Origin of the sequence: Sphingomonas faeni, from assembly GCF_030817315.1 — a bacterium.
Classification (GTDB): domain Bacteria; phylum Pseudomonadota; class Alphaproteobacteria; order Sphingomonadales; family Sphingomonadaceae; genus Sphingomonas; species Sphingomonas faeni_C.
The window spans coordinates 2,606,021-2,626,118 of record NZ_JAUSZF010000001.1; the positions used below are offsets into that span (position 1 = coordinate 2,606,021).

15 protein-coding genes and 1 pseudogene are annotated in these 20,098 nt (G+C 66.7%); 1 reads left to right on the forward strand and 15 read right to left on the reverse strand.

What is annotated here, in order from left to right; genetic code table 11:
- Positions 1-21: 21 nt before the first annotated feature.
- From QFZ54_RS12075 to QFZ54_RS12100, 6 genes are all read right to left on the reverse strand, one after another.
- Entirely contained in the window at positions 22-330 is a 309-nt protein-coding gene (locus tag QFZ54_RS12075; RefSeq protein WP_373458511.1) for a hypothetical protein, read from the reverse strand.
- Complete coding sequence (locus QFZ54_RS12080) at positions 327-482, reverse strand: hypothetical protein (RefSeq protein ID WP_307087398.1); 156 nt, start codon at positions 480-482, stop codon at positions 327-329. The genes QFZ54_RS12075 and QFZ54_RS12080 overlap by 4 nt, the downstream gene beginning before the upstream one ends.
- A 243-nt stretch (positions 483-725) precedes the next feature.
- Positions 726-1,025, reverse strand: coding sequence for a hypothetical protein (locus tag QFZ54_RS12085; protein ID WP_060525867.1), 300 nt, complete (start codon positions 1,023-1,025; stop codon positions 726-728).
- 46 nt (positions 1,026-1,071) lie between these two features.
- On the reverse strand, positions 1,072-3,906 hold the full coding sequence (locus tag QFZ54_RS12090) for a M16 family metallopeptidase (RefSeq protein WP_307087400.1): 2,835 nt from the start codon (positions 3,904-3,906) through the stop codon (positions 1,072-1,074).
- 136 nt (positions 3,907-4,042) lie between these two features.
- Entirely contained in the window at positions 4,043-6,724 is a 2,682-nt protein-coding gene (locus tag QFZ54_RS12095; RefSeq protein WP_307087402.1) for a TonB-dependent receptor, read from the reverse strand.
- A gap of 92 nt (positions 6,725-6,816) precedes the next feature.
- On the reverse strand, positions 6,817-8,139 hold the full coding sequence (locus QFZ54_RS12100) for a sugar porter family MFS transporter (protein ID WP_307087404.1): 1,323 nt from the start codon (positions 8,137-8,139) through the stop codon (positions 6,817-6,819).
- 177 nt (positions 8,140-8,316) lie between these two features.
- On the opposite strand from QFZ54_RS12100, the gene QFZ54_RS12105 reads away from it, so the two are divergent.
- Entirely contained in the window at positions 8,317-9,339 is a 1,023-nt protein-coding gene (locus QFZ54_RS12105) for a spore coat protein U domain-containing protein (RefSeq protein ID WP_307087406.1), read from the forward strand.
- Here the strand turns inward: QFZ54_RS12105 and QFZ54_RS12110 are convergent.
- The 9 genes and pseudogenes from QFZ54_RS12110 to QFZ54_RS12150 form a co-directional block, all read right to left on the reverse strand.
- Positions 9,324-11,729, reverse strand: coding sequence for a DUF3772 domain-containing protein (locus QFZ54_RS12110; protein WP_307087409.1), 2,406 nt, complete (start codon positions 11,727-11,729; stop codon positions 9,324-9,326). The two genes, QFZ54_RS12105 and QFZ54_RS12110, sit on opposite strands and share 16 nt — an antisense overlap.
- Positions 11,730-12,008: 279 nt before the next feature.
- Positions 12,009-14,094: pseudogene (locus tag QFZ54_RS12115) on the reverse strand (ATP-binding protein).
- Positions 14,095-14,222: 128 nt separating this feature from the next.
- A complete protein-coding gene (bioB, locus tag QFZ54_RS12120; RefSeq protein WP_307087411.1) occupies positions 14,223-15,278 on the reverse strand; it encodes a biotin synthase BioB in 1,056 nt (351 codons plus the stop codon).
- The gene (scpA, locus tag QFZ54_RS12125) at positions 15,275-17,551 is read right to left on the reverse strand and encodes a methylmalonyl-CoA mutase (protein WP_307087413.1); all 2,277 of its coding nucleotides are present in this window, start codon (positions 17,549-17,551) and stop codon (positions 15,275-15,277) included. Before scpA ends, bioB begins: the two co-directional genes overlap by 4 nt.
- Before the next feature lie 130 nt (positions 17,552-17,681).
- Positions 17,682-18,467 carry an enoyl-CoA hydratase-related protein gene (locus tag QFZ54_RS12130; RefSeq protein ID WP_307087415.1) on the reverse strand — a complete coding sequence of 262 codons (786 nt, stop codon included), beginning with the start codon at positions 18,465-18,467 and terminating at the stop codon, positions 17,682-17,684.
- A gap of 10 nt (positions 18,468-18,477) precedes the next feature.
- Positions 18,478-18,909, reverse strand: a complete 432-nt coding sequence (mce, locus tag QFZ54_RS12135; protein WP_307087416.1) for a methylmalonyl-CoA epimerase — start codon at positions 18,907-18,909, stop codon at positions 18,478-18,480.
- On the reverse strand, positions 18,906-19,127 hold the full coding sequence (locus QFZ54_RS12140; RefSeq protein ID WP_307087418.1) for a hypothetical protein: 222 nt from the start codon (positions 19,125-19,127) through the stop codon (positions 18,906-18,908). The genes mce and QFZ54_RS12140 overlap by 4 nt, the downstream gene beginning before the upstream one ends.
- Entirely contained in the window at positions 19,124-19,411 is a 288-nt protein-coding gene (locus QFZ54_RS12145) for a hypothetical protein (protein ID WP_307087420.1), read from the reverse strand. The genes QFZ54_RS12140 and QFZ54_RS12145 overlap by 4 nt, the downstream gene beginning before the upstream one ends.
- A 54-nt stretch (positions 19,412-19,465) precedes the next feature.
- A complete protein-coding gene (locus QFZ54_RS12150) occupies positions 19,466-19,978 on the reverse strand; it encodes a hypothetical protein (RefSeq protein ID WP_307087422.1) in 513 nt (170 codons plus the stop codon).
- Positions 19,979-20,098: the final 120 nt, after the last annotated feature.

Consider the following 20,098-nt stretch of genomic DNA (forward strand, 5'->3'; position numbering starts at 1 on the left):
CGGCTGTTCCATCGCTCGACGTCACGCTGCCGCCATGGCTTTCGATGCCATCACCTGATCCACGATCATCAGCCCCACATCGTTTTGCCACAGCCACAAACCGTTGGCCTGCCCGGTAAAACTACATTCGCCGCCCAGCGGGGCCCACGGTACGAAACCCGCGGCGAGGCCTAGACCGTAAAGGCCCGGGATCGGCGTGCCGTCGGCGTCGACGATCCGGCAATGACGGTCGACCATCGGCTCGCCATCATGCGCGGCGAGCGGGATCTGCACGCCGTCGCGGTCGGCGATGGGCATTGCGATCGGTCGATAGCCGAGCGCCGCGATCACCAGGTCGGCGTCCCGGCGGTGACCCCGGCCTCGAACGCGCGAACCTCGGGACCGTTGTTGCTGAACACGCCCGACGCCTCGACCCGGCGCAACGCATCGAGGTGTTCGCTCAGACGGGGCGGGTTCGGCGCGATCAGGGGGAGGCGTATCATCGGCGATCCGGTCTGTTGTGCCGCAGACCCTGGCGTACAGCCTCCTAAGAAGCAGTTACACCGTGTCGATGAAGAGTTTTTTTACAGTTTAACGAGCGATTGCAACGCGGTAACGGGGAGGAGTCATCGACGAAATTGCGGCTCTCGCGGGGATCACGGCTTCGAGTTCGGAAAGGAACGGACACAAAAAAGCTCGCCGTTCCGGTCGGAACGGCGAGCTGATTCGTCATCGGCTGGAAAGCGTCAGGCTGTCCGCGTGCCGGTCAGCGGGAAGCTGCCGAACGCACCCGCCGCGACGCTGCCCTTGAGGACGTCATCCTCGACGGTCGCCTTGCAGTCGAGCGTCATCGGCATCGGCACGGTCATGCTCTGCTTCCAGGTGATCGTGTCGCCATCGACGTCACCGGTGACGTCCATGCCGCCCATCGCACCCGACACCGCACCGGTAAACGTGCTGCCGGCGCTGTTCACGGTCAGCGTCATCTTCTGGTCGCCCAGCGGCGATTTGACTACGCAATCCCAGCTGCCATCGACGTTTGCCATTGCTTTCTCTCCTGAATTACCGCCCCGAACGCCGGGGCTCTGAAAGTTATTTGGCGTCGGCAACCGACGCCGCGGGAATGACCTCGACTGGCAGGCCGATGCTGTCAAGCTGTGGCCGCACCGTCTTCGCATCGCCGACCACGACCCAGATCGTCTTCTTCGGATCGATCGCCTGCTGGATCGCCGTGTTGAGCTGCGGCAGGGTAAGCCCTTGGTAACGCTGCGTGATCGTCGCGTAGTAATTGTCAGGCCGCTTCAGAAGGTCGTTCTGCTGCATCGCGCTCAACACGGCATCGGACGTTTCGAAATTGCCCGACAGCGACCGGATCGCGCCGTTGATCGCACGATCGAACTCGACCTGCGTCATCGGCTCCTTGCCGAGGAACGCACCGATATCGCTGCGCAGGGCCGCGATCGACGGACCGGTCTGATCCGCCTGCACCGGCGCCGACAGGATGTAGGGCGCGGCGTTCTCGACCTGCTGGAATCGCCCCGACACGCCGTAGGACCAATGCTTGGTCTCGCGCAGGTCCATGTTGACGCGGCCGAGGAAGCTGCCGCCGAGCGCATCGTTCGCGGTCGCGATCGGCAACAGGTCCTGCGTGCCCTTCAGGCCGGTCGGGATGCCGGCAAAGATCGCCGATTGCGGGCTGTCCGGCCGATCGACCAGCACGATCTTCGGCCCCGATGGCGTGACCGTCGCCGGGAACACCTTCGCGCCAGCCGCGCCGGTCGGCGTCCACGTGCCGAACCGACCGTCGAGCGCCGCCTTCACCTCCGGGAGCGGACGATCGCTGACGACGAAGATCTTCGCCTTGTCGGGCCGCAACCATGCGTGCTGGAACGCGACCAGGTCCGACCGGGTCAGCGAAGCGACCGCCTTCGGATCGCCGCTGCCGATCGCCTTGGCATAGGGCGAAGTCGGCCCCTGGAGCAGCGGCGGCATTACGCGCGCGTAGATCCCACCCGGGCTGGTCAGCTCTTGCGAAATCTGCGCGAGCTGCTGATTCTTCACGCGGGCGACCTCGGCATCGGCGAAGGCCGGGTTCTGCGCGATGTCCGCGAACAGGTCGATCGCCGGCGCGAGGTTGGCGCTCGGCACCTGCAACGACAGGAAGGTCCGGTCGCTCGACGCCCCCGAGCCGATATCCGCGCCGAGCCGCTCCTTGGCCTCGGCCAGCGCAACCGAATCGCGGGTCGGCGTGCCCTCGTCCATCATAGCCAGCGTCAGCTGCTGCGTCCCGAGCTTGTCCGCGACGTCGGCCGCGGTACCGGCGTCGAAGCTCAATACCGCCTGCGTCACCGGCACCGCGGTACGCTGTGCGTAGACCACTTCGATACCGTTCGCGAGGCGCGTGCGCTCGACGGTCGGGAAGCTCAGGCCGGCGACGGTGCCGACGCCGGGCAACGGTCCTCGCGTGCCCTTTGGCGGCGCCTCGGGTGCGGGCACGACGTCGACCTTGGGCGGCACGACCGCGTTGGCATAGGCATCGCGCGGCCCGGGCACGACGGTCAGCGAATAGGCGGGACGCGAGAGCCACTTCGCCGCGGCGGCCTTCACGCTCGCGGGTGTCTCGGCCGCCAGTTGCAGCAGCTGTTTCTTGTAGTAGCCGGGATCGTTCGAATAGAGCGCACCCTCGGCCAGCGTCACCGCCTCGCCGCCGAAGCCACCGACCGATTCGAGCCCTTCCATCGTGCGAGCCGCGGTCGTCGTCGCGACGCGGCCGACCTCGTCGGCGGTCGGGCCGTTCTTCAGGAAGTCCGCGAGGATCTCGTCGATCCGCTTGGTCACCAGCGCCGGATCGACACCCTGCCGGACGATCGCCTGGATCTCGAACATGCCGAGCTGGCTGAAGCTGTTGTTCGAGGCGGAAATGCGCGTGACCAGCTTCTCCTTCTTGACCAGCGCGGTGTCGAACCGGCTGCTCGCCAGACCGCCGAGCACGCCCGCCGCGACGCTGAGCGCGGTGCCGTCCTTGTCGTTGAGGCCGGGGACCACCCAGTTGCGGCTGATCATCACCGCGGCGACGCGGTCCTTGATCGTCTCGCTCACCGGTGCCGGCAGCGTCGGGATCGGTGCGGGTGGGACGATGCTCTCCGCGCCCCTGGGGATGCCGCCGAAATACTTCTCGGCGAGCCGCTTTGCCGTGGCCGTGTCGACGTCGCCGGCAAGCACCAGCACCGCGTTGTTCGGGCCGTAATGATCCTTGAACCAGTCCTTCACCGTCTGGAGCGACGCCGCATCGAGATCCTCCATCGAGCCGATCGTGGTGTGGCCGTAGGGATGCGTCGCGGGGAACAGCCCCTCGGTGATCTTGTACTCTTTCAGGCCATAGGGCTGGTTGTCGCCCTGGCGCTTTTCGTTCTGGACGACGCCGCGTTGCTCGTCGAGCACACCCTGCGTGATCGCGCCGGTGAGATAGCCCATGCGGTCGGATTCGAGGAACAGCGCGCGGTCGAGTGCCGCAGTTGGCACCGTCTCGAAATAATTGGTGCGATCATAATAGGTGGTGCCGTTGAAGTCGGTCGCGCCGACCTGTTTCAAGGGTTCGAAGAAATCGCCGGGGGCGTTCTCGGAGCCGTTGAACATCAGATGCTCGAACAGATGCGCGAAGCCGGTCTTGCCCTTGGGCTCGAACTTCGAGCCGACGTTGTACCAGACCGAAACCGCCACCACGGGCGCCTTGCGATCGGTGTGCACGACGACGCGCAAGCCGTTCTTCAGCGTGAACTGCTGGTAGGGAATGTCGACCGACTTGACCAGATCCGCGACCGGCGCGGGCTTCGCCGCGGTCGCCGCCGGGCGCTGACCCTGACCGGCTGCGGGCGAGACGAGAGCGATTGCAGCGACGCCGGCAAGCGCGGTCAATTTCAAAGTCATAGGCGAACATTACCCTCGGTGTCGGACGATATCGTCGCACCATAAGCGCGCTTCGTCGCCGGGCAACAGGATAGATATATCGATTTCGAGTGGACTGGGGCGCTGGCCGGCGCTCGCGGGGGACGCCGGCCGCGTCCTAGAACAACTTCCTGATGCTGAGGCGAACGGTGCGACCGAGCGGGTCGAGATAGTCTGGCTGGTAGGTGTTAGGCACCACGCCGGTCGCGTCGGTGACGCGCTGGCGGGTGTTGAAGACGTTGTTCACCGACAGGCTGATGCGCGTGCCACGCAGCCACGGATGCGCCTTTACCCATTCAAGCCGCTGGCCGAGATCGGCGAACAGCCGCAAGTTGGCGGTGGCGAGGCCGCCGAAGTTGAGCGTCTCGGGTGCCGCGATCGTGCCGCCGTCGACGCGCGTGCCGGTCGCGTAGTTGGCGGAGATTCGCGCGCCGAGGCCGTTGTTCGTGTAGCCCGCCTGCGCCTCCAGTTCGTGCCGTGCCTGCCCGCCGTTGTTGCCGATCGCGTCACCGTCGAGCAGGTTCAGGCTCGGGCCGCCGTCTGCGACGAGGACGCGGTCGGTGAAGTGCCAGGTGTGGTAGACCGCGAACTGGACGCGACCACCGGCCTGCCCGCCGCGCCCGCCGCCACCGAAGCCACGACCGCCGCCGCCGCCACCGCCTGGACTGCCGCCGCCGGGACCGCCACCGGCCCGCGCACCGTCGCCACGCGGCCTATCAGCGCCCGCACCACCGGGACGGCGCGCGCCACCGGGCGGTTGCAAGCCCTCGAACGGGTTGGGGCCGGTGCCGGCACGGTATGCCTCCAGCTCGCGCTGGACCTTCGATTTGAGCGGTGCGGAGAAGTTGATCCCCCAGCGCAGTTCGGAGCGGTCGCTGCGGGCGAAATTGATCGGGCGGCGATCGACCTGCAATAGCGCGCCGCCTGCGTCGCGCTGGAACCGATCGGGGAACGCCGCCTCGATCGCCGCGGTCGCTGCGGGGAAGGCCGCGATCGGGTTGTCGACCCGGCTCTCGACATAGTTGGCGGTGATCGACAGGGTCTTCGCGGACCAGGGCTTCAGGGTAAGCCCGACTTTCTTGACGTGTTTGTTGTCCGCGATCAGCCCGGGATTGCCGCCGCTGATCGTCGTAACGGTCGCGGTTTCGCCGCGCACATAGTCGAACACGCGGACGTTGGGCGTGGTGATCGACGGGTTACCAAGCTGCTGCGCGGTCGGCGCCTCGTCCGTGTCGGTCACCGAGGCGATCACGCGAACGCCCTCGATCGGCGACCAGTTCGCGCCGTAGCCGAGCGTCTGCAGCGTCCCGAAGTCCGACAGATGATCCTCGGCGAGGTTGAAGTTCGCGGACAGCGTGCCGAGGAACGGCAGCACGTCCTTGGACCGGCTCGTCAGCGGCACGTCGACATTGACCTGTCCGTTGACCGTATCGCGCGAGACCCGGCCCTGCGTATCGACGCCGACCAGGTTGATGGTGCGATACGAGCGGCTTTTGAAGTCGGCGGTCTCGGCGCCGAGCTTGATCGTCGTCGACACCGCGCCGGCGGGCATCGAGAACAGGGTGCCGTTCGCGACCGCGTCGACTCCGCCGGTGCTCTGCGACGCGTAGGCACGGTTGCCCGGCAGCGCGCCGAAGTCACTCGCGCGGAGGCGGCCGAGCGGGTTCGCGGTCAGATCGCCGGCACCGATGCGGGCATTGAAGTCGCTCGCGTCGAGGCCGGTCTCGGTGAAGGTCTGCGTGTCGCTGCGGTCGTAATTGCCCGTCACGTTCCAGCGCCACGTGCCGACATCGCCGTTGAGCGTGGTGCCGAGATGCGTGGCGATCGACGAGGTACGCTGGGTCAGCGGCAGGACGCCATCGTCCTCGAGCGCGCGGTTGATGGGGGTGCTGTTCGGCTGATTCAGTGTGACGAAGGGCAGTCCGTTGAGGCTGCGGCTGTCGGTCGATTCGAGGCGGCCGTTGATCGTCGCGCCGATATTGCCGAAGATGTCGCGCGCATACACGCTGTTCGCGGTGAAGGTGCTGGTCGCGGACTGGAGCGTGCGGAACGGCCGCTGGTCGACGACACTGCCATCCGCGCCGAGCGCGCTGTTCGCGGTTCGATCCGGCTGGAGGATATCGCGCTGCGATTCGGTCAGCGGCTCGCTCGACGTGTATTCGGCATGCAGGTTCAGGCGGCGATCTCGCGCGATGTTGAGCAGGTCGAGCGAGCCCTTCGGGGTATTGCCGCCACCATCAGTCGCCTGGGCGTCGACGGCCTCTGCGGTCACCGCACGAAAGCGGCGGCGCAGGACGAAGTTCACGACCTTCTGGTCGGCGCGATAGCCGTATTTGAGCGCGACCTCCTCGGGCAGGATCTCGACGCGCTGAATCGCCTCGGTCGGGATGTCGCGGATTTCGCTGAAGCTGGAGATGCGGCGGCCGTTGAGCAGGACGACGGGCGCACCGCCGCTGCCGCGACCGCTGGTGGTCTGCGGACTGAGTTCGTTAAGCAGGTCGGATACCGTGGAGACGCCGTAGGATCGGATCTCGGCCTGGCCCAGCGTCTGGTCGGGCGGGATGTCGCCGACCACTGCGCCGGGGAGTTTCCGCGAACCCGTGACGACGATCTCCTCGGATTCACCGGATTCGGCGCCCTCGTCCTGCTCCGATGCCTGCGCGTCGGCGGCGGCAGCGTCGGCGGCGGCAGCGTCGGCGGAGGTAGTGGCGGCGGAGGTAGCGGCGGGCGACGACGGTGCCTGTTGCGCGGCCACCATTGCGGGCATGCTCACTGCCAGAACCAGACCCAAACTACGCATACCCATTCCACCCCGATGATCGAGCGTGTCGATTAGGCGGCAATTGTCGCAGGATTGTGCCCGTTCCGCGGCGCTTTCGTCGCACCCGCCGCTTATCGCGACATATGCGCTTCCATGTCCTCCAGCGGCACGCCCTTCGTCTCTGGGAAATAGAAGAACACGGTCACGAACTGGACCGCCATCATTGCCGCGAAGAACAGGAACGGCGCGCCTGCGGACCATGCCGCGGCTACGGGGAAGACCTGCGCGATCGCCGCGTTCCAGCCCCAGTGGCTCGACGAGCCGATGCTCGACCCGCGCGCGCGGACGTTCTGCGGGAATACCTCCGAGATATAGACCCAGATCACCGCGCCCGAACCGGGGGCGAAGAACATGATGAAGACGATCAGCGACGGCAGCAGCAGCCAGTTGGGCAATACGCCCAGCAGCGCGAGTCCGCCGACGGTAAGCGCCGCGGTCATGCCGGCCGAGCCCCACAGCAGCAGCGTGCGGCGGCCGATCCGGTCGATGAGCAGCATGCCGAGCAGCGTAAAGACCATGTTGGCGACACCGATCATCACCGCCTGGAGATCGGGCGAGAGGCTGCCGCCCGACGCCTTGAAGATGTCGTTGAGGTAATAGAGGAACGCGTTGATGCCGCTGAACTGGTTGAACATCGCGACCAGGAAGGCGAGCGTGATCGGCTTGCGGTGGCGCGACCAGGAGAGCGACGCCTCGCCCTTGGGCGCATTCAGCTCGGCCCGCGCGACGTCGGGGCTCATGCCGACGAGCGCGAGCACCTGCTTCGCCTCGACGTCACGGCCCTTGGCGAGCAGCCAGCGCGGCGAATTAGGGATACGGAACAGCAGCGCGAAGAACACCAGCGACGGCGCCGCGACGATCCCGAGCTTCCACCGCCACTCGACATCGCCGAGATCGAGCGAACCGATGACCGCGTTCGAGACATAGGCGAGCAGGATGCCGAGGATCACCGCGAACTGGAACCCGCCGACCATCTTGCCGCGCTGAGCCGGTGGCGCGAGCTCGGCGATATAGGCAGGCGCGAGCACCGACGAGCCGCCGATCGCGATGCCGTTGATGAAGCGGAAGCCGAGGAAGCTGTGCCAGTTCCACGCCAGCGCGCAGCCGAGCGCTGTGACGACGTACAGGAAGGCGAGCATCCGCAGTACGTTGCGACTGCCGTAGCGATCGCCGGGCATACCGACGAACAGCGCGCCGATCAGCGTACCCCAGAGGGCCGACGAGACGGTGAAGCCGAGCCACGCCTCGCTGAGCGCGAACTTGGCCTTCAAGGCGCCGGTGACGCCCGCGATGACCGCGGTGTCGAAACCGAACAACAGGCCCGAGAGCGCGGCGGTGGCGACGCTCGCAATCAGGATCGTGCTGGAGCGCGTCGTTTCGGCGTGGGCGCTCATGGGGCGCGGTATCGCGAAGGAATGATCGTCATCGCCGCGTTGTGAACGTTTTGCGAGGCTTCGCAAGACCAACGCGTGTCGTTTCGACAAACGAAAACACCCGTTTCCGGTTCTTCAAAACGCATTAACGAATGCGGGAATACCGCTGACGGTGACAGTCGTAAAAGGGGCGAAGCGTTGCGGACCGGATTCAGGAAGCTGGCCTTTGCCGTCGTGGCGATGGTGATGCCGGGCTCCGCTTGGGCAGCCTGCACCGTCAGCGATACTCCGAACACGTCGCTTGGCACCTATTCCTCGCCCGCTTTGCAGAAAAGCGCAGCAGCCTATGCCAGGGTTTCCGCCGGATTCGATTGCCAGGATGCGCTGTTGTCCCTTCTCAGCAACAACACCCTCAGCGTGACCGCGACCAGCACCACCAACTTCAAACTGAAACTGACCGGCGGCACCGACACCGCCGACTACGTGCTTGCCGCAGACGCCGGCGGCACTACCCCGATCGCAGCGGGCATCAGGTTCTTCTATCTGAGGGGCAGCCTGATCAACCTCGCCGGGTTGCTTGGAAACAGCACGCGCAACGTGCAGATTTACGTAAAGCCATCGGCGACCGCTACCCTCGCCACAGGGACCTATACGGGATCGTTCAAACTCGCCTGGGACTGGAACCTGTGCACGTCGCTTTCCGCCGTCGTGTGCACCGGATACACGCAGAGCGCGACGCCAGTGACCGCCACCGTCTCCGTATCGATGGTGGTGACGTCGAGACCCGTCGCGGTCGTCATCACCACACGCACGACCTACGACCCGATATCGTCCACGAACAATCCGCGCTCGATCCCGGGCAGCAAACAGCGGACCACGATCACGCTGACCAATACCGACATCATCCCGGTCGATGCCAACTCGCTCAACGTCGTACTGCCCACCCCCGGGCGAGGGGCCGTTGCCTTGGACGGCGACGGGACCGCGTCACCCGCGTTCGTGACCACCGCGGAAGGATCGCCCGCATCGTCGCTGGCAGTGACCTATGCCGCGCCTGCGAGCACCACCGACGACGTCGATTTCTCGTCGAACGGCGGCACCAGCTGGACCTATGATCCGACCACCACGCCGAGATCCGTCACCAACGTCCGGATCCGCCCCCGCGGGACGATGGCGGCGGGGTCGAGCTTCAGCGTGTCGTTGCCCTACACCCTATTCTGATCGGGGTTCTGATCGGCGTTCGGATCGGCAACGGGCGAGCCTGGCAGCGAACCGACCAGTTCCATCTTGGTCGCGGTGGAGCCGACCTCGATCCCGGCCTCGCGGAACTGGCGGAGCAGGGTGAACAGCAGTTCGCTGCGGATCGGGTACGCGTCGCGGGGGGACGCGACGTAGGCGAAGCAGTTGAACTTGGCTCGGCCGGCGTCGATCGAGTCGATGAACACCTTGGGCTCGGGATCGTCGAGCACCTCGTGCTTCTCGGCGAACGCCGCGAACAGCATCGTCCGCACCGCGTCCAGATCCTCCTCGAGCGGTACCGAGAATTGCAGCTGGATACGGCCGATCGGCGCGGCCAGCGTCATGTTCTGGATCGTCTTGGTGATCAGTTCGGAATTCGGCACGATCAGCGTCGAACGATCCGCGACCTGGATCTCGGTCGAGCGGACGTTGATCCGTTTCACGTCGCCCTCCATGTTGCCGATCCGGACGAGATCGCCGATCTTCACCGGGCGCTCGGCGAGCAGGATCAGGCCCGAGACGAAGTTCTGCGTGATCGCCTGAAGACCGAAGCCGATGCCGACCGACAGCGCGCCGAGCACCACGGCCAGCTTCTCCATGCCGATGCCGAGAGCGCCGAGCGACCACAGCACCGCGGCGATGATCCCGGCATAGCGCGCGACCATCGTCACCGAATTCTGCGCGCCGGCATCCATCGCGGTGGTCGGGAGGTAGCTGTTCACCAGCCAATGCTGCAGACCGCGCATGATCGCGAGCGCGACGAACAGCACCGCGATCGAGCGCAGTACCGCGCCCGGCGAGATCGTGATCTGGCCGATCGTGATGCCGTTCGCGACCGTTCCGAACAGCTCGAACGCCGAGCCGACGCCTGCCCCGAACGGCGCCATCACCGCGCCGACCGCGAGCATGATCAGCAACAGCCGCAATACCGCCGACAGCAGCACGCCGATCTGGTCGACGGTCTTGTTGTCGACGCCGAAGCCGCTGTTTGCCGAGCGTCCGAGGCGGTTGCCGCTCGACAGCAACGTCCGGCACGCATCGTCGGTGAAGGTCATCATCAGGTACAAGGTCGCACCGACGATTGCGCCCCACAGCAGCCACGTCGCGACCTTCAGCGCGAAGTTCACATAGCCGACCAGCCCGGCGACCAGCGTGACGAGCAGCACCAGCCAGACGATCGTCGCGACGATCGCCAGCAAGGTATTGCGCGCGGGCTTCGTCGGATCGGGCAGCGCGGCGGCGCGCAGGCGTCCGAGGGTCACCAGGACCGCGCCGATCAGGACGATGTGCAGCAGCGCGACGACTGCGTTGGCGGCGCTCGATGCCGGCGCGCTGATGCCGATCAGCGCGTTGGTCGCGATCAGCAACTGGCCGAAGAAGATCAACCCGGCCGCCATCCACGTGTAAGGCCGCAGCGCGTGCGACGCGGGGTCGCCGATCGGCAACAGGCGCCACGTCGACTGGCCGCGCAACAGCAGCGCGCCGCCGAGCGACGAGACGAACGCGCAGAACCACGAGATCCCGACGAAGATCGCGCCGAACCGGCTCCAGGCTGGCGAGACCAACCCGGCCCAGCGCAGCGACGCGACGATCGCCCAGGCGGCGAGGCCCGGCAGCGCGGTGCCGATCACGACGAGCCATAGCGCATAGGCCGAGCGCCGCAGCCGCCCGCCGGGCGCGTGGTCGGTCGCGTAGCGCCGGCCGACGCCGTGCAGCCAGCGCCGCAACGGCACGATCAACACCAGCGCGGTGAGTATCCCGACGAGCAGACCGGTGCCGGCGCGCATGTCGAACCGTGCGCCGAACTGTCGGATCTCGACATTGGCGAACCGCATCAGCCGCGCGGTGTCCCGCGGCAGGTGATCGACGATCGCCGCCCATAGCGCGGGCGACAGCGGCGAACCGGTGTTTTCGGACAATTGCTGGCCGAGCTCCTCCGCCTCCGCCGCGCCGATGTCGTCGATCTGCTGCTTGGCCTCGATCCCGATCAGGCGCGCGCGCTTGATGGCGGAATCGATCGCCGACTGGCTCTGCGCGAGGAGCTTGCGTTGCTGGCGAATTTCGGGCGCCTCGACGACGCCGGGGGTGGCGGCGCCGAGTTCCGCGACACGCGCCTGGACCAGCGCCATCTCGGGCGTGAGCGTGCGGACCGCATCGGCGGCGGTGGTCTGCACGACCTGCGCGCGATCCCGCAACGCCTGCCGCGCCTTGTCGTCGCGCGCGGCGGGGGTGGCGTCGTCGATCGCCTGGAGCTCGGTCGACGCCTGGGTGAGGCTGGCGGCGACGGCTGCGACCTTGGGCTCGTCCTGCGCGATCGCTGGGAGCGCGGAGGCTAGGAGAAGGAACGCGGCGAGGTAGCGGAAGAGAGTCATCCGGGGTGCTGTACAGCGATGGGGGCGGAAACGGGAGGGGGTGGGGAAACGTGCGCCTGCTGGCACCACCCCGGCGAAGGCCGGGGCCCAATTGGGGCCGGTGGTTATTAAGGTCGCGCTTCCGTCATGACGGCCGTTCCAATTGGGCCCCGGCCTTCGCCGGGGTGGTGTGATCGGAACGCTATCCCGCACACACGATCGTCGCCCCCTTGTTCTCCCGCGAAGGCGGAAGCCCAGTCTGGATCCCCGCCTTCGCGGGGAGACAAGGGGAGCATAAACTCAGTCGAGTTCGAGGATCACCTGATCCACCGCCAGGCTATCGCCTGTCTTCGCGGCGACCGACTTCACCGTGCCCGTCTTCTCGGCGCGGAGGATGTTCTCCATCTTCATCGCCTCGACCACCGCGAGCGGCTGCCCTACCTCGACCTTGTCCCCCGCCGCGACGTCGAGCCGCACCAGCAGACCCGGCATCGGGCAGATCAGGAACTTCGACAGATCGGGCGCGACCTTTTCGATCATGTGCGCGGTGTAGGGCGCGACGCGGGCGGGCAATACGCGCGCGACGTGGCTTGCGCCGCGGGTCGTGAGCTTGAACCCGGCACGCGCCTTGGCGATGCGGATCGTGAGATGGTCTTCGCCATCTGCGCCGTGGCCGTCCGCGACCACCATGCGATCGCCCGGCGTGTATTCGAGCGAGAGGTCGAGGTCCTCGCCGTCCACCGCGATGCCTTCGGTTGAGACGGTCACCGCGTGGTCTATCTTGTCGATCGTCACGGCCCAGTCGGCGGGCGGGCGGAGGCGCTTGCCGAGCTGGCCGTCGATGCGGCGGGCGCGGTCGGCTTCCGCGGTGGCGGCGAACGCGGCGACGGCGGCGAGCGTCTTCAGCAGTTCGGCGTCGGCCGGTGCACCGTGGAAACCCTCGGGATATTCCTCGGCGATGAATCCGGTGGTGAGCGCGCCCGACTGAAAGCGCGGGTGCTGCATGATCGCCGAGAGGAAATCGATATTGTTGCCGGGGCCTTCCAGTTCGAACGCGTCGAGCGCGGCGATCTGCGCGGCGAGCGCGCCGTCGCGGTTGGGGGCCCATGTGATGAGCTTGGCGATCATCGGGTCGTAGAACATGCTGACCTCGCCGCCCTCGCGGACGCCGTCGTCGACACGGACGCGAGGCTCTGCGGCGTCTGCCACCTCTCCACCGTTCGTGCTGAGCGAAGTCGAAGCACCTTTGCTTGGGGCCTGCCCTTCGACTTCGGTCAGGGCGAACGGGATCGGCGGGTTGTACCGCACCAGCCGCCCGATGCTCGGCAGGAACCCACGATAGGGGTCCTCCGCATATACGCGGTTCTCGATCGACCAGCCGTTCAGCTTAACCTCGTCCTGCCCGAACCCAAGCGGTTCGCCGGCAGCAACCCGGATCATCAGCTCCACAAGGTCGAGCCCAGTGATTTCCTCGGTCACCGGATGCTCGACCTGGAGCCGGGTGTTCATCTCGAGGAAGTAGAACCCCTCCCCCGTCGTGTCCGCGCCCGACACGATCAGCTCGACCGTGCCCGCCGAATAATACCCCACAGCCTGCGCGAGTGCGACCGCCTGCTCGCCCATCGCCTTGCGCATCTTGGGCGTCACGAACGGCGACGGCGCCTCCTCGACGACCTTCTGGTGGCGACGCTGGATCGAGCATTCGCGCTCGTTGAGATAGACGATGTTGCCGTGCTGGTCGCCGATCAGCTGGATCTCGATATGGCGCGGCGATTCGATGAACTTCTCGATGAACACGCGGTCGTCGCCGAAGCTGGCCAGCCCCTCGCGCTTGGTCGCCTCGAAGCCCTCGCGGACGTCCTGCTCGCTATAGGCGAGCCGCATGCCCTTGCCACCGCCGCCGGCCGACGCCTTCATCATCACCGGATAGCCGATTCCGCCGGCGATCTCGACCGCGTGATCGGTGCTGTCGATCTCGCCGAGATAGCCCGGGACGACGTTGACGCCCGCGGCCTTGGCGAGCTTCTTCGATTCGATCTTGTCGCCCATCGCGGCGATGGCATTCGCGGGTGGCCCGACGAATGCGATCCCGGCCTCGGCGCAGGCCAGCGCGAAACTCTCGCGCTCGGACAGGAAGCCGTAGCCGGGGTGGATGCAGTCCGCGCCGGTTTCCTTGGCCGCGAGCAGGATCAGCTCGGCCTTGAGATAGCTGTCGGCGGCGGGTGCCGGTCCGAGCCGGACGGACTCGTCGGCCATCAGCACATGCGGGCGCGCGCGCGTCGGCGTCGGAATAGACCGCGACGGTCTTGATGCCCATCGCCTTGGCGGTCCGCATGACCCGACACGCGATCTCGCCCCGATTGGCGACCAGGATTTTCTTGAACAAACTATCTACTCCCCTCCCGTATGCGGGAGGGGTCGGGGGTGGGCGCCCGGCCTCCTGCTACGGTATCGTCTGCGGTGAGCGCGAGCCCACCCCCAACCCCTCCCGCATACGGGAGGGGAGCTAAGTCTTTACTCCGCCGCGGCCCGCATCGGTTCGGGGCCGACCATCGGCTTCATGCCCAGCTTCGCCAGCAGCGTAGCGTCGGCGCTGTCGCCGGCGTTGCCGGTGGTCAGCAGCTTGTCGCCGGTGAAGATCGAGTTCGCGCCCGCCATGAAGCAGAGCGCCTGCGTCGCCTCGGACATGCTCTCGCGCCCGGCCGACAGGCGCACCATGCTGAGCGGCATCGTGATGCGCGCGACCGCGACCGTCCGGACGAACTCGATATCGTCGATCTGCGCCATCGGCGTTCCCGCGAGCATGTCGCCAAGCGGCGTGCCCTTGACTGGGACCAGCGCGTTGACCGGCACGCTCTCCGGGTGACGCGGCAGCGTGGCGAGCGCGTGGACGAAGCCGACGCGGTCGCTGCGCGTCTCGCCCATCCCGACGATCCCGCCGCAGCAGACCGAGATCCCCGCATCGCGCACGTTCGCCAGCGTCTCCAGCCGATCGCCGAACGTGCGCGTGGTGATGACGTTGCCGTAATTCTCCGGCGAGGTGTCGATGTTGTGGTTGTAGTAATCGAGGCCCGCGTCGGCGAGCTGCTTTGCCTGCTGCGCGTCGAGCATGCCGAGCGTCATGCAGGTCTCTAGCCCCATCGCGCGGACGCCTTCGACCATCGCAACGACCTTCGGCATGTCGCGCGGCTTCGGGTTGCGCCAGGCGGCCCCCATGCAGAAGCGCTGCGAACCTGCGGCCTTGGCTTGGGCGGCGTCGGCGAGGACCGCGTCGACGTCCATCAGCTTTTCCGCCTTGAGGCCGGAGTCGGACGAGGCGGACTGCGAGCAATAGCCGCAATCCTCGGGGCAACCGCCGGTCTTGATCGAGAGCAGCGTGCAGAGCTGGACCTCGCCGATCGCGTGGTGCGCGCGGTGGATCGTCTGTGCGCGGTACATGAGTTCGTCGAACGGGAGGTCGAAGAGGGCCGCGATTTCGGGGCGGGTCCAGTCGGTACGCGAAACGGGAGCATCGCGCGCTATGTTCGGGGCCACTGCATGTACGAGAGTACGGAGGAGGGTATCGGTCATTCGGCGGCTTCCTCTTGCGGGGCCATGTTGTGGCCGAGGAGTTTCAACACGTCCTCGGCGGCCTGGATCAGGTTGGTGCCGGGGCCAAAGATCGCCTGGACCCCGGCATCGCGCAGCGCCTGATAGTCCTGTGCGGGGATAACGCCACCCGCGATCACCTTAATGTCGGCGCGGCCCGCCTCGCGCAGGTGGTCGATCAGCTCGGGGATCAGCGTCTTGTGGCCGGCGGCGAGCGACGAGGCGCCGACGATGTCGACGTCCTTGGCGAGCGCGAGCGCGGCGGCTTCGGCGGGAGTCTGGAACAGCGGGCCGGGGACGATCTCGAAGCCGAGGTCGCCGAACATCGAGGAGACGAGATTGGCGCCGCGGTCGTGTCCGTCCTGGCCCATCTTGGCGACGAGCATGCGAGGTTTGCGACCCAGCCGGCGTTCGGTCGCTTCGACGCCGTCGGTGAGGCGGGTCCAGCGGGCGTCGTCCTCGTAGGCGCCGCCGTAGATGCCGGAGACGGGGGTGGGTTGCGTGCCGTAGCGGCCGAATACGTCTTCCATTGCGGAGGAAATTTCGCCTAGCGTGGCGCGGGCGCGGGCGCACTCGACGGCGAGGGCGAGGAGGTTCGTTTCCGATCCTCCCCTGGAAGGGGAGGTGGCAGTCGCGCTGGCGACTGACGGAGGGGTATCGGCCTGTCGATGGGGCGCAACCCCTCCGTCATCGCTGCGCGATGCCACCTCCCCCGCCGGGGGAGGATTGGAGTTGGCCCGGGCGCCTTCGCGGAGGGCATCGAGCGCTGCTCGACACGCGGCTTCGTCGCGCGTGGCCTTTACCCGGTTGATGCGTTCGATCTGGCCTGCGCGCACGGCCACATTGTCCACGTCGAGGATCTCGATCGCGTCCTGTTCGGCGAGCTTGTACTTGTTCACGCCGACGATGACGTCCTCGCCGCGGTCGACGCGCGCCTGGCGTCCGGCGGCGGCTTCCTCGATCATCGCCTTAGGCCAGCCTGCCGCGACCGCTTTCGCCATGCCGCCCTCGGACTGGATCCGCTCGATCAGCGCCCACGCACCGTCGACCAACGACTGCGTCAGGCTCTCGATGTAATAGCTGCCACCCAGGGGATCGACGACCTTGGTCATCCCCGTCTCTTCCTGGATCACGATCTGCGTGTTGCGGGCAATGCGCGCGGAGAAGTCGGTCGGCAGCGCGATCGCCTCGTCGAGCGCGTTGGTGTGGAGCGACTGCGTGCCCCCCAGCATCGCCGCCATCGCCTCGATCGTCGTCCGCATGACGTTGTTGTACGGGTCCTGCTCGGTGAGCGAGACTCCGCTCGTCTGGCAGTGCGTGCGCAACATCTTCGAGCGCTCGTCCTGCGCGCCGAGCTGCGTCATCGCCCGGTGCCAGAGCACGCGCGCGGCGCGCAGCTTGGCGATTTCCATGAAGAAGTTCATGCCGATCGCGAAGAAGAACGACAGGCGCCCGGCGAACTTGTCGATGTCGAGGCCGCTCGCGACGCCGTATTTCACATATTCCATGCCGTCGGCGATCGTGAAGGCGAGCTCGTGGAGCTGCGTCGCTCCCGCTTCCTGCATGTGATAGCCGCTGATCGAGATGCTGTTGAACTTGGGCATCTCGCGGCTGGTGTAGCCGAAGATATCCGAGATGATCCGCATGCTCGGCTCGGGCGGGTAGATATAGGTGTTGCGGACCATGAACTCCTTGAGGATGTCGTTCTGGATGGTCCCGTCGAGGAGTTTGCGGTCGACGCCCTGCTCCTCGCCGGCGACGATGAAAAACGCGAGGATCGGGATCACTGCGCCGTTCATCGTCATCGAGACGGACATCTTGTCGAGCGGGATGCCGTCGAAGAGGATCTTCATGTCCTCGACCGAATCGATCGCGACCCCTGCCTTGCCGACGTCGCCTGTGACGCGGGGGTGGTCGGAGTCGTAGCCACGGTGCGTGGCGAGATCGAACGCTACCGACAGGCCCTTCTGGCCGGCGGCGAGGTTGCGGCGGTAGAACGCGTTCGACGCTTCGGCGGTGGAGAAGCCGGCGTATTGGCGGATCGTCCAGGGGCGGCCCGCGTACATCGACGCGCGGACGCCGCGGGTAAAGGGGGCGAATCCCGGGAGGCCGGGATCGATGGTGACGTCGTCCGCGGTGTAGAGCGGCTTGACGTCGATGCCTTCGGGGGTCGGCCAGATTAGGTCGGCGCCCTTTACTTCCTTGGCGGCGAGCGCCTGCCAGTCGGCGAGCGTTGGGTTCGGATTGTCAGTCATTACCTAGCACCTAGTTCCCCGGCGAAGGCCGGGGCCCAGCCCCTCAAATACACCGCGCGCGGGAGCGCGTTCGATGCTCCGCATCGAGCCTGGGCCCCGGCCTTCGCCGGGGAACGAGAAGAGAAGCGGTTCATTTCCCCGTGAACACCGGCTTGCGCTTTTCCAGGAAAGCACGACCGCCCTCCATCGAGTCCACCGAGCCCCGCGCATCGCGCTGGTTCGCCGCCTCCGCCTGCATCGCGGTCGCATAATCCGTCTCGTACGCGGCGGTAATCGCCCGCCGCATCAACCCAAGCGCGACCGTCGGCATCGCCGCCAGCCGCTTGGCCAGCGCGAACGCCTCCGCATCGAGCGCATCGTCCGCGACGACCTTGTGCACCATGCCCCAGTCCAACGCCTTCGCCGCCGGCACCCGCTCGCCGAGCATCATCATCTCCGTCGCGCGGGCCTTGCCGATCAGCCGCGGCAGCATCCACGACGCGCCGCCGTCCGGCACCAGCCCGATATTCACGAACGCCTGGAGGAAATACGCGGTCTCGCTCGCGACGCAGAAATCGGCGGCGAGCGCGAGGCTGCAGCCGATCCCCGCCGCCGGCCCGCGCACCGCGCTCACCACCGGCACCGACAGATCGGCGATCGCCGCCATCGTCGGATTATAGCTCTCGGTCAGCGCCGCGAACGTCGCCTCGCCCGGATTGTCCGAACCAAGCGCTCCGCCCCCAACATCCGCCCCCGAACAGAACGCACGCCCCGCGCCCGCAATCAGCACCGCCCGCGCCCCATCCAGATCACGCAACGCCGCGCGCAATTCCTCGAACATCGCTGGCGGCGCTGCGTTCAGCCGGTCGGGCCGGTTGAGCGTCAGCACCAGCACGTCGCCGCGCCGCTCGCTCAGGATATGCTCGTACGCGGCCATCAGATCTCTCCTAGTGCGCGCCGGTATCGCCCGGCGTCTCCATCAACTCGACGAGCATGCCGCCAAAGTCCTTCGGGTGCACGAACACGATCGGCGTGCCATGCGCGCCGATGCGGGGCTCGCCGAGCACGGTCGCGCCCTTCGCCTTCAGGTCGGCAACCGCCGCGGAGATGTCGGCGACTTCGAAACAGACATGATGCTGACCGCCCGCCGGATTCTTGCGCAGGAAGCCGGCGATCGGCGAACTCTCGTCATACGGCTCGATCAGTTCGATCTGCGTGTTCGGCGCATCGATGAAACACACCTTCACCCCCTGCGCGGGCAGGTCGAACGGCTCGCCAATCGCAGTCGCGCCGAGCAACAGGCGATACGTCTCGACCGACTTCGCGATCGACGGCGTCGCGACCCCGACATGGTTGAGGCGGCCCAGCGTGGCGGTCATCCTTCAATCCTCGGCTGATCGGGCATGCGGCGTGCCATAGCGGCGCCTTCGATGATCCCTTCGAGCCGGCTGACTCGGTCGCGCAATGCGCCATGCGCCTCGGCAAGACGTGCGAGCCGGTCGCCCTGCGCGTGCATAGCGTCCTTCATCACGCGCAGATCCTCCTGCATCAGCAGGACTGTCCGCATCGCCTTCAACGCATCGCCAACCACGCTCATGCGCGAGGTCTCTCACCGGCGAGGACCGCGTCGACGGCATCGTTGGCGCGCTGAATCGAGGCGATCGTGTCGCGAATATCGGCGCGCATCAAGGGAACGGCAGCCTCGACTTCGCGGACGAGCAATGCCAGCGCAGCCTCCTCGTCCGCTTCGCCTTCGACGAGATAGCGCGTCGAGGCGGCGCGCAGTACGTGGCCCACGGATTTTCCATTGCTGGCGGCAAACGCATCGAGCGCCGCCTTGTGATCGGGCGAGGTCAGAAACGTCACGCGTTCGGTCTGCATGTCACGACTCCTTATCATGACATGATAATGTGCGGATGATCGCGATACAACGCGTCATTCCGCTGGCTCTGCTGCGGGTTTAGCGGGCGGCGGGGGGACGACGCCGAGCGTATAGCCACAGACGCCGAGCACCTGCCGCACCATCGCATCGCTGGTCGGCGCGACGAAGTTTGCCTGCACCGCGAAGTTCGCGCCGTTGGTTGTCTCGACCCGCACCGTCTTCGACTTCACCAGGAAACTGGTCAACTTGGTGATCGCCTCGGGATCGGTGACATAGGTGCCGGTTCCCGGAAACTGCCAGTTATAGGTGAACGCGGGCCCGCCATCGAAGCGCACCGCAACCGGCTTGTCCGCGCCCGACCCGAGCGGTTGCGGCTGGATGAACTGGATCGACACGATCGGCTCGGATCCAACGTCGCACTTTACGACAAACCGCGAAAGCCCGTCATTGCCGGTGACCGATGCGGAAATGCTCCGCACGCCCGCCGGATTGGTGCGATCGGCGAGCTTCCAGATTGGTGCCGGGGCTGGTGCAGCAGCTTGCAGGAGCAGGAGAAACGCTAGCATTATACCTCCGTCCCCCGCCACGTCGTCACGCCAGAGGATACTAGCGTTTCAGCAAGCAAACCGGCCGCCTGCCGCGTCAGACCCGAGCGTTCGCCGGGGTGACGCAGGGCAGACCGGAAC

Coding starts and splice junctions, on each gene's coding strand:
- QFZ54_RS12110 (WP_307087409.1), bottom strand. CDS start 11,729: ATGACTCTCTTCCGCTACCTCGCCGCGTTCCTTCTCCTAGCCTCCGCG.
- QFZ54_RS12150 (WP_307087422.1), bottom strand. CDS start 19,978: ATGCTAGCGTTTCTCCTGCTCCTGCAAGCTGCTGCACCAGCCCCGGCA.
- QFZ54_RS12090 (WP_307087400.1), bottom strand. CDS start 3,906: ATGACTTTGAAATTGACCGCGCTTGCCGGCGTCGCTGCAATCGCTCTC.
- QFZ54_RS12085 (WP_060525867.1), bottom strand. CDS start 1,025: ATGGCAAACGTCGATGGCAGCTGGGATTGCGTAGTCAAATCGCCGCTG.
- bioB (WP_307087411.1), bottom strand. CDS start 15,278: ATGACCGATACCCTCCTCCGTACTCTCGTACATGCAGTGGCCCCGAAC.
- QFZ54_RS12100 (WP_307087404.1), bottom strand. CDS start 8,139: ATGAGCGCCCACGCCGAAACGACGCGCTCCAGCACGATCCTGATTGCG.
- QFZ54_RS12080 (WP_307087398.1), bottom strand. CDS start 482: ATGATACGCCTCCCCCTGATCGCGCCGAACCCGCCCCGTCTGAGCGAA.
- QFZ54_RS12145 (WP_307087420.1), bottom strand. CDS start 19,411: ATGCAGACCGAACGCGTGACGTTTCTGACCTCGCCCGATCACAAGGCG.
- QFZ54_RS12140 (WP_307087418.1), bottom strand. CDS start 19,127: ATGAGCGTGGTTGGCGATGCGTTGAAGGCGATGCGGACAGTCCTGCTG.
- mce (WP_307087416.1), bottom strand. CDS start 18,909: ATGACCGCCACGCTGGGCCGCCTCAACCATGTCGGGGTCGCGACGCCG.
- scpA (WP_307087413.1), bottom strand. CDS start 17,551: ATGACTGACAATCCGAACCCAACGCTCGCCGACTGGCAGGCGCTCGCC.
- QFZ54_RS12130 (WP_307087415.1), bottom strand. CDS start 18,467: ATGGCCGCGTACGAGCATATCCTGAGCGAGCGGCGCGGCGACGTGCTG.
- QFZ54_RS12095 (WP_307087402.1), bottom strand. CDS start 6,724: ATGCGTAGTTTGGGTCTGGTTCTGGCAGTGAGCATGCCCGCAATGGTG.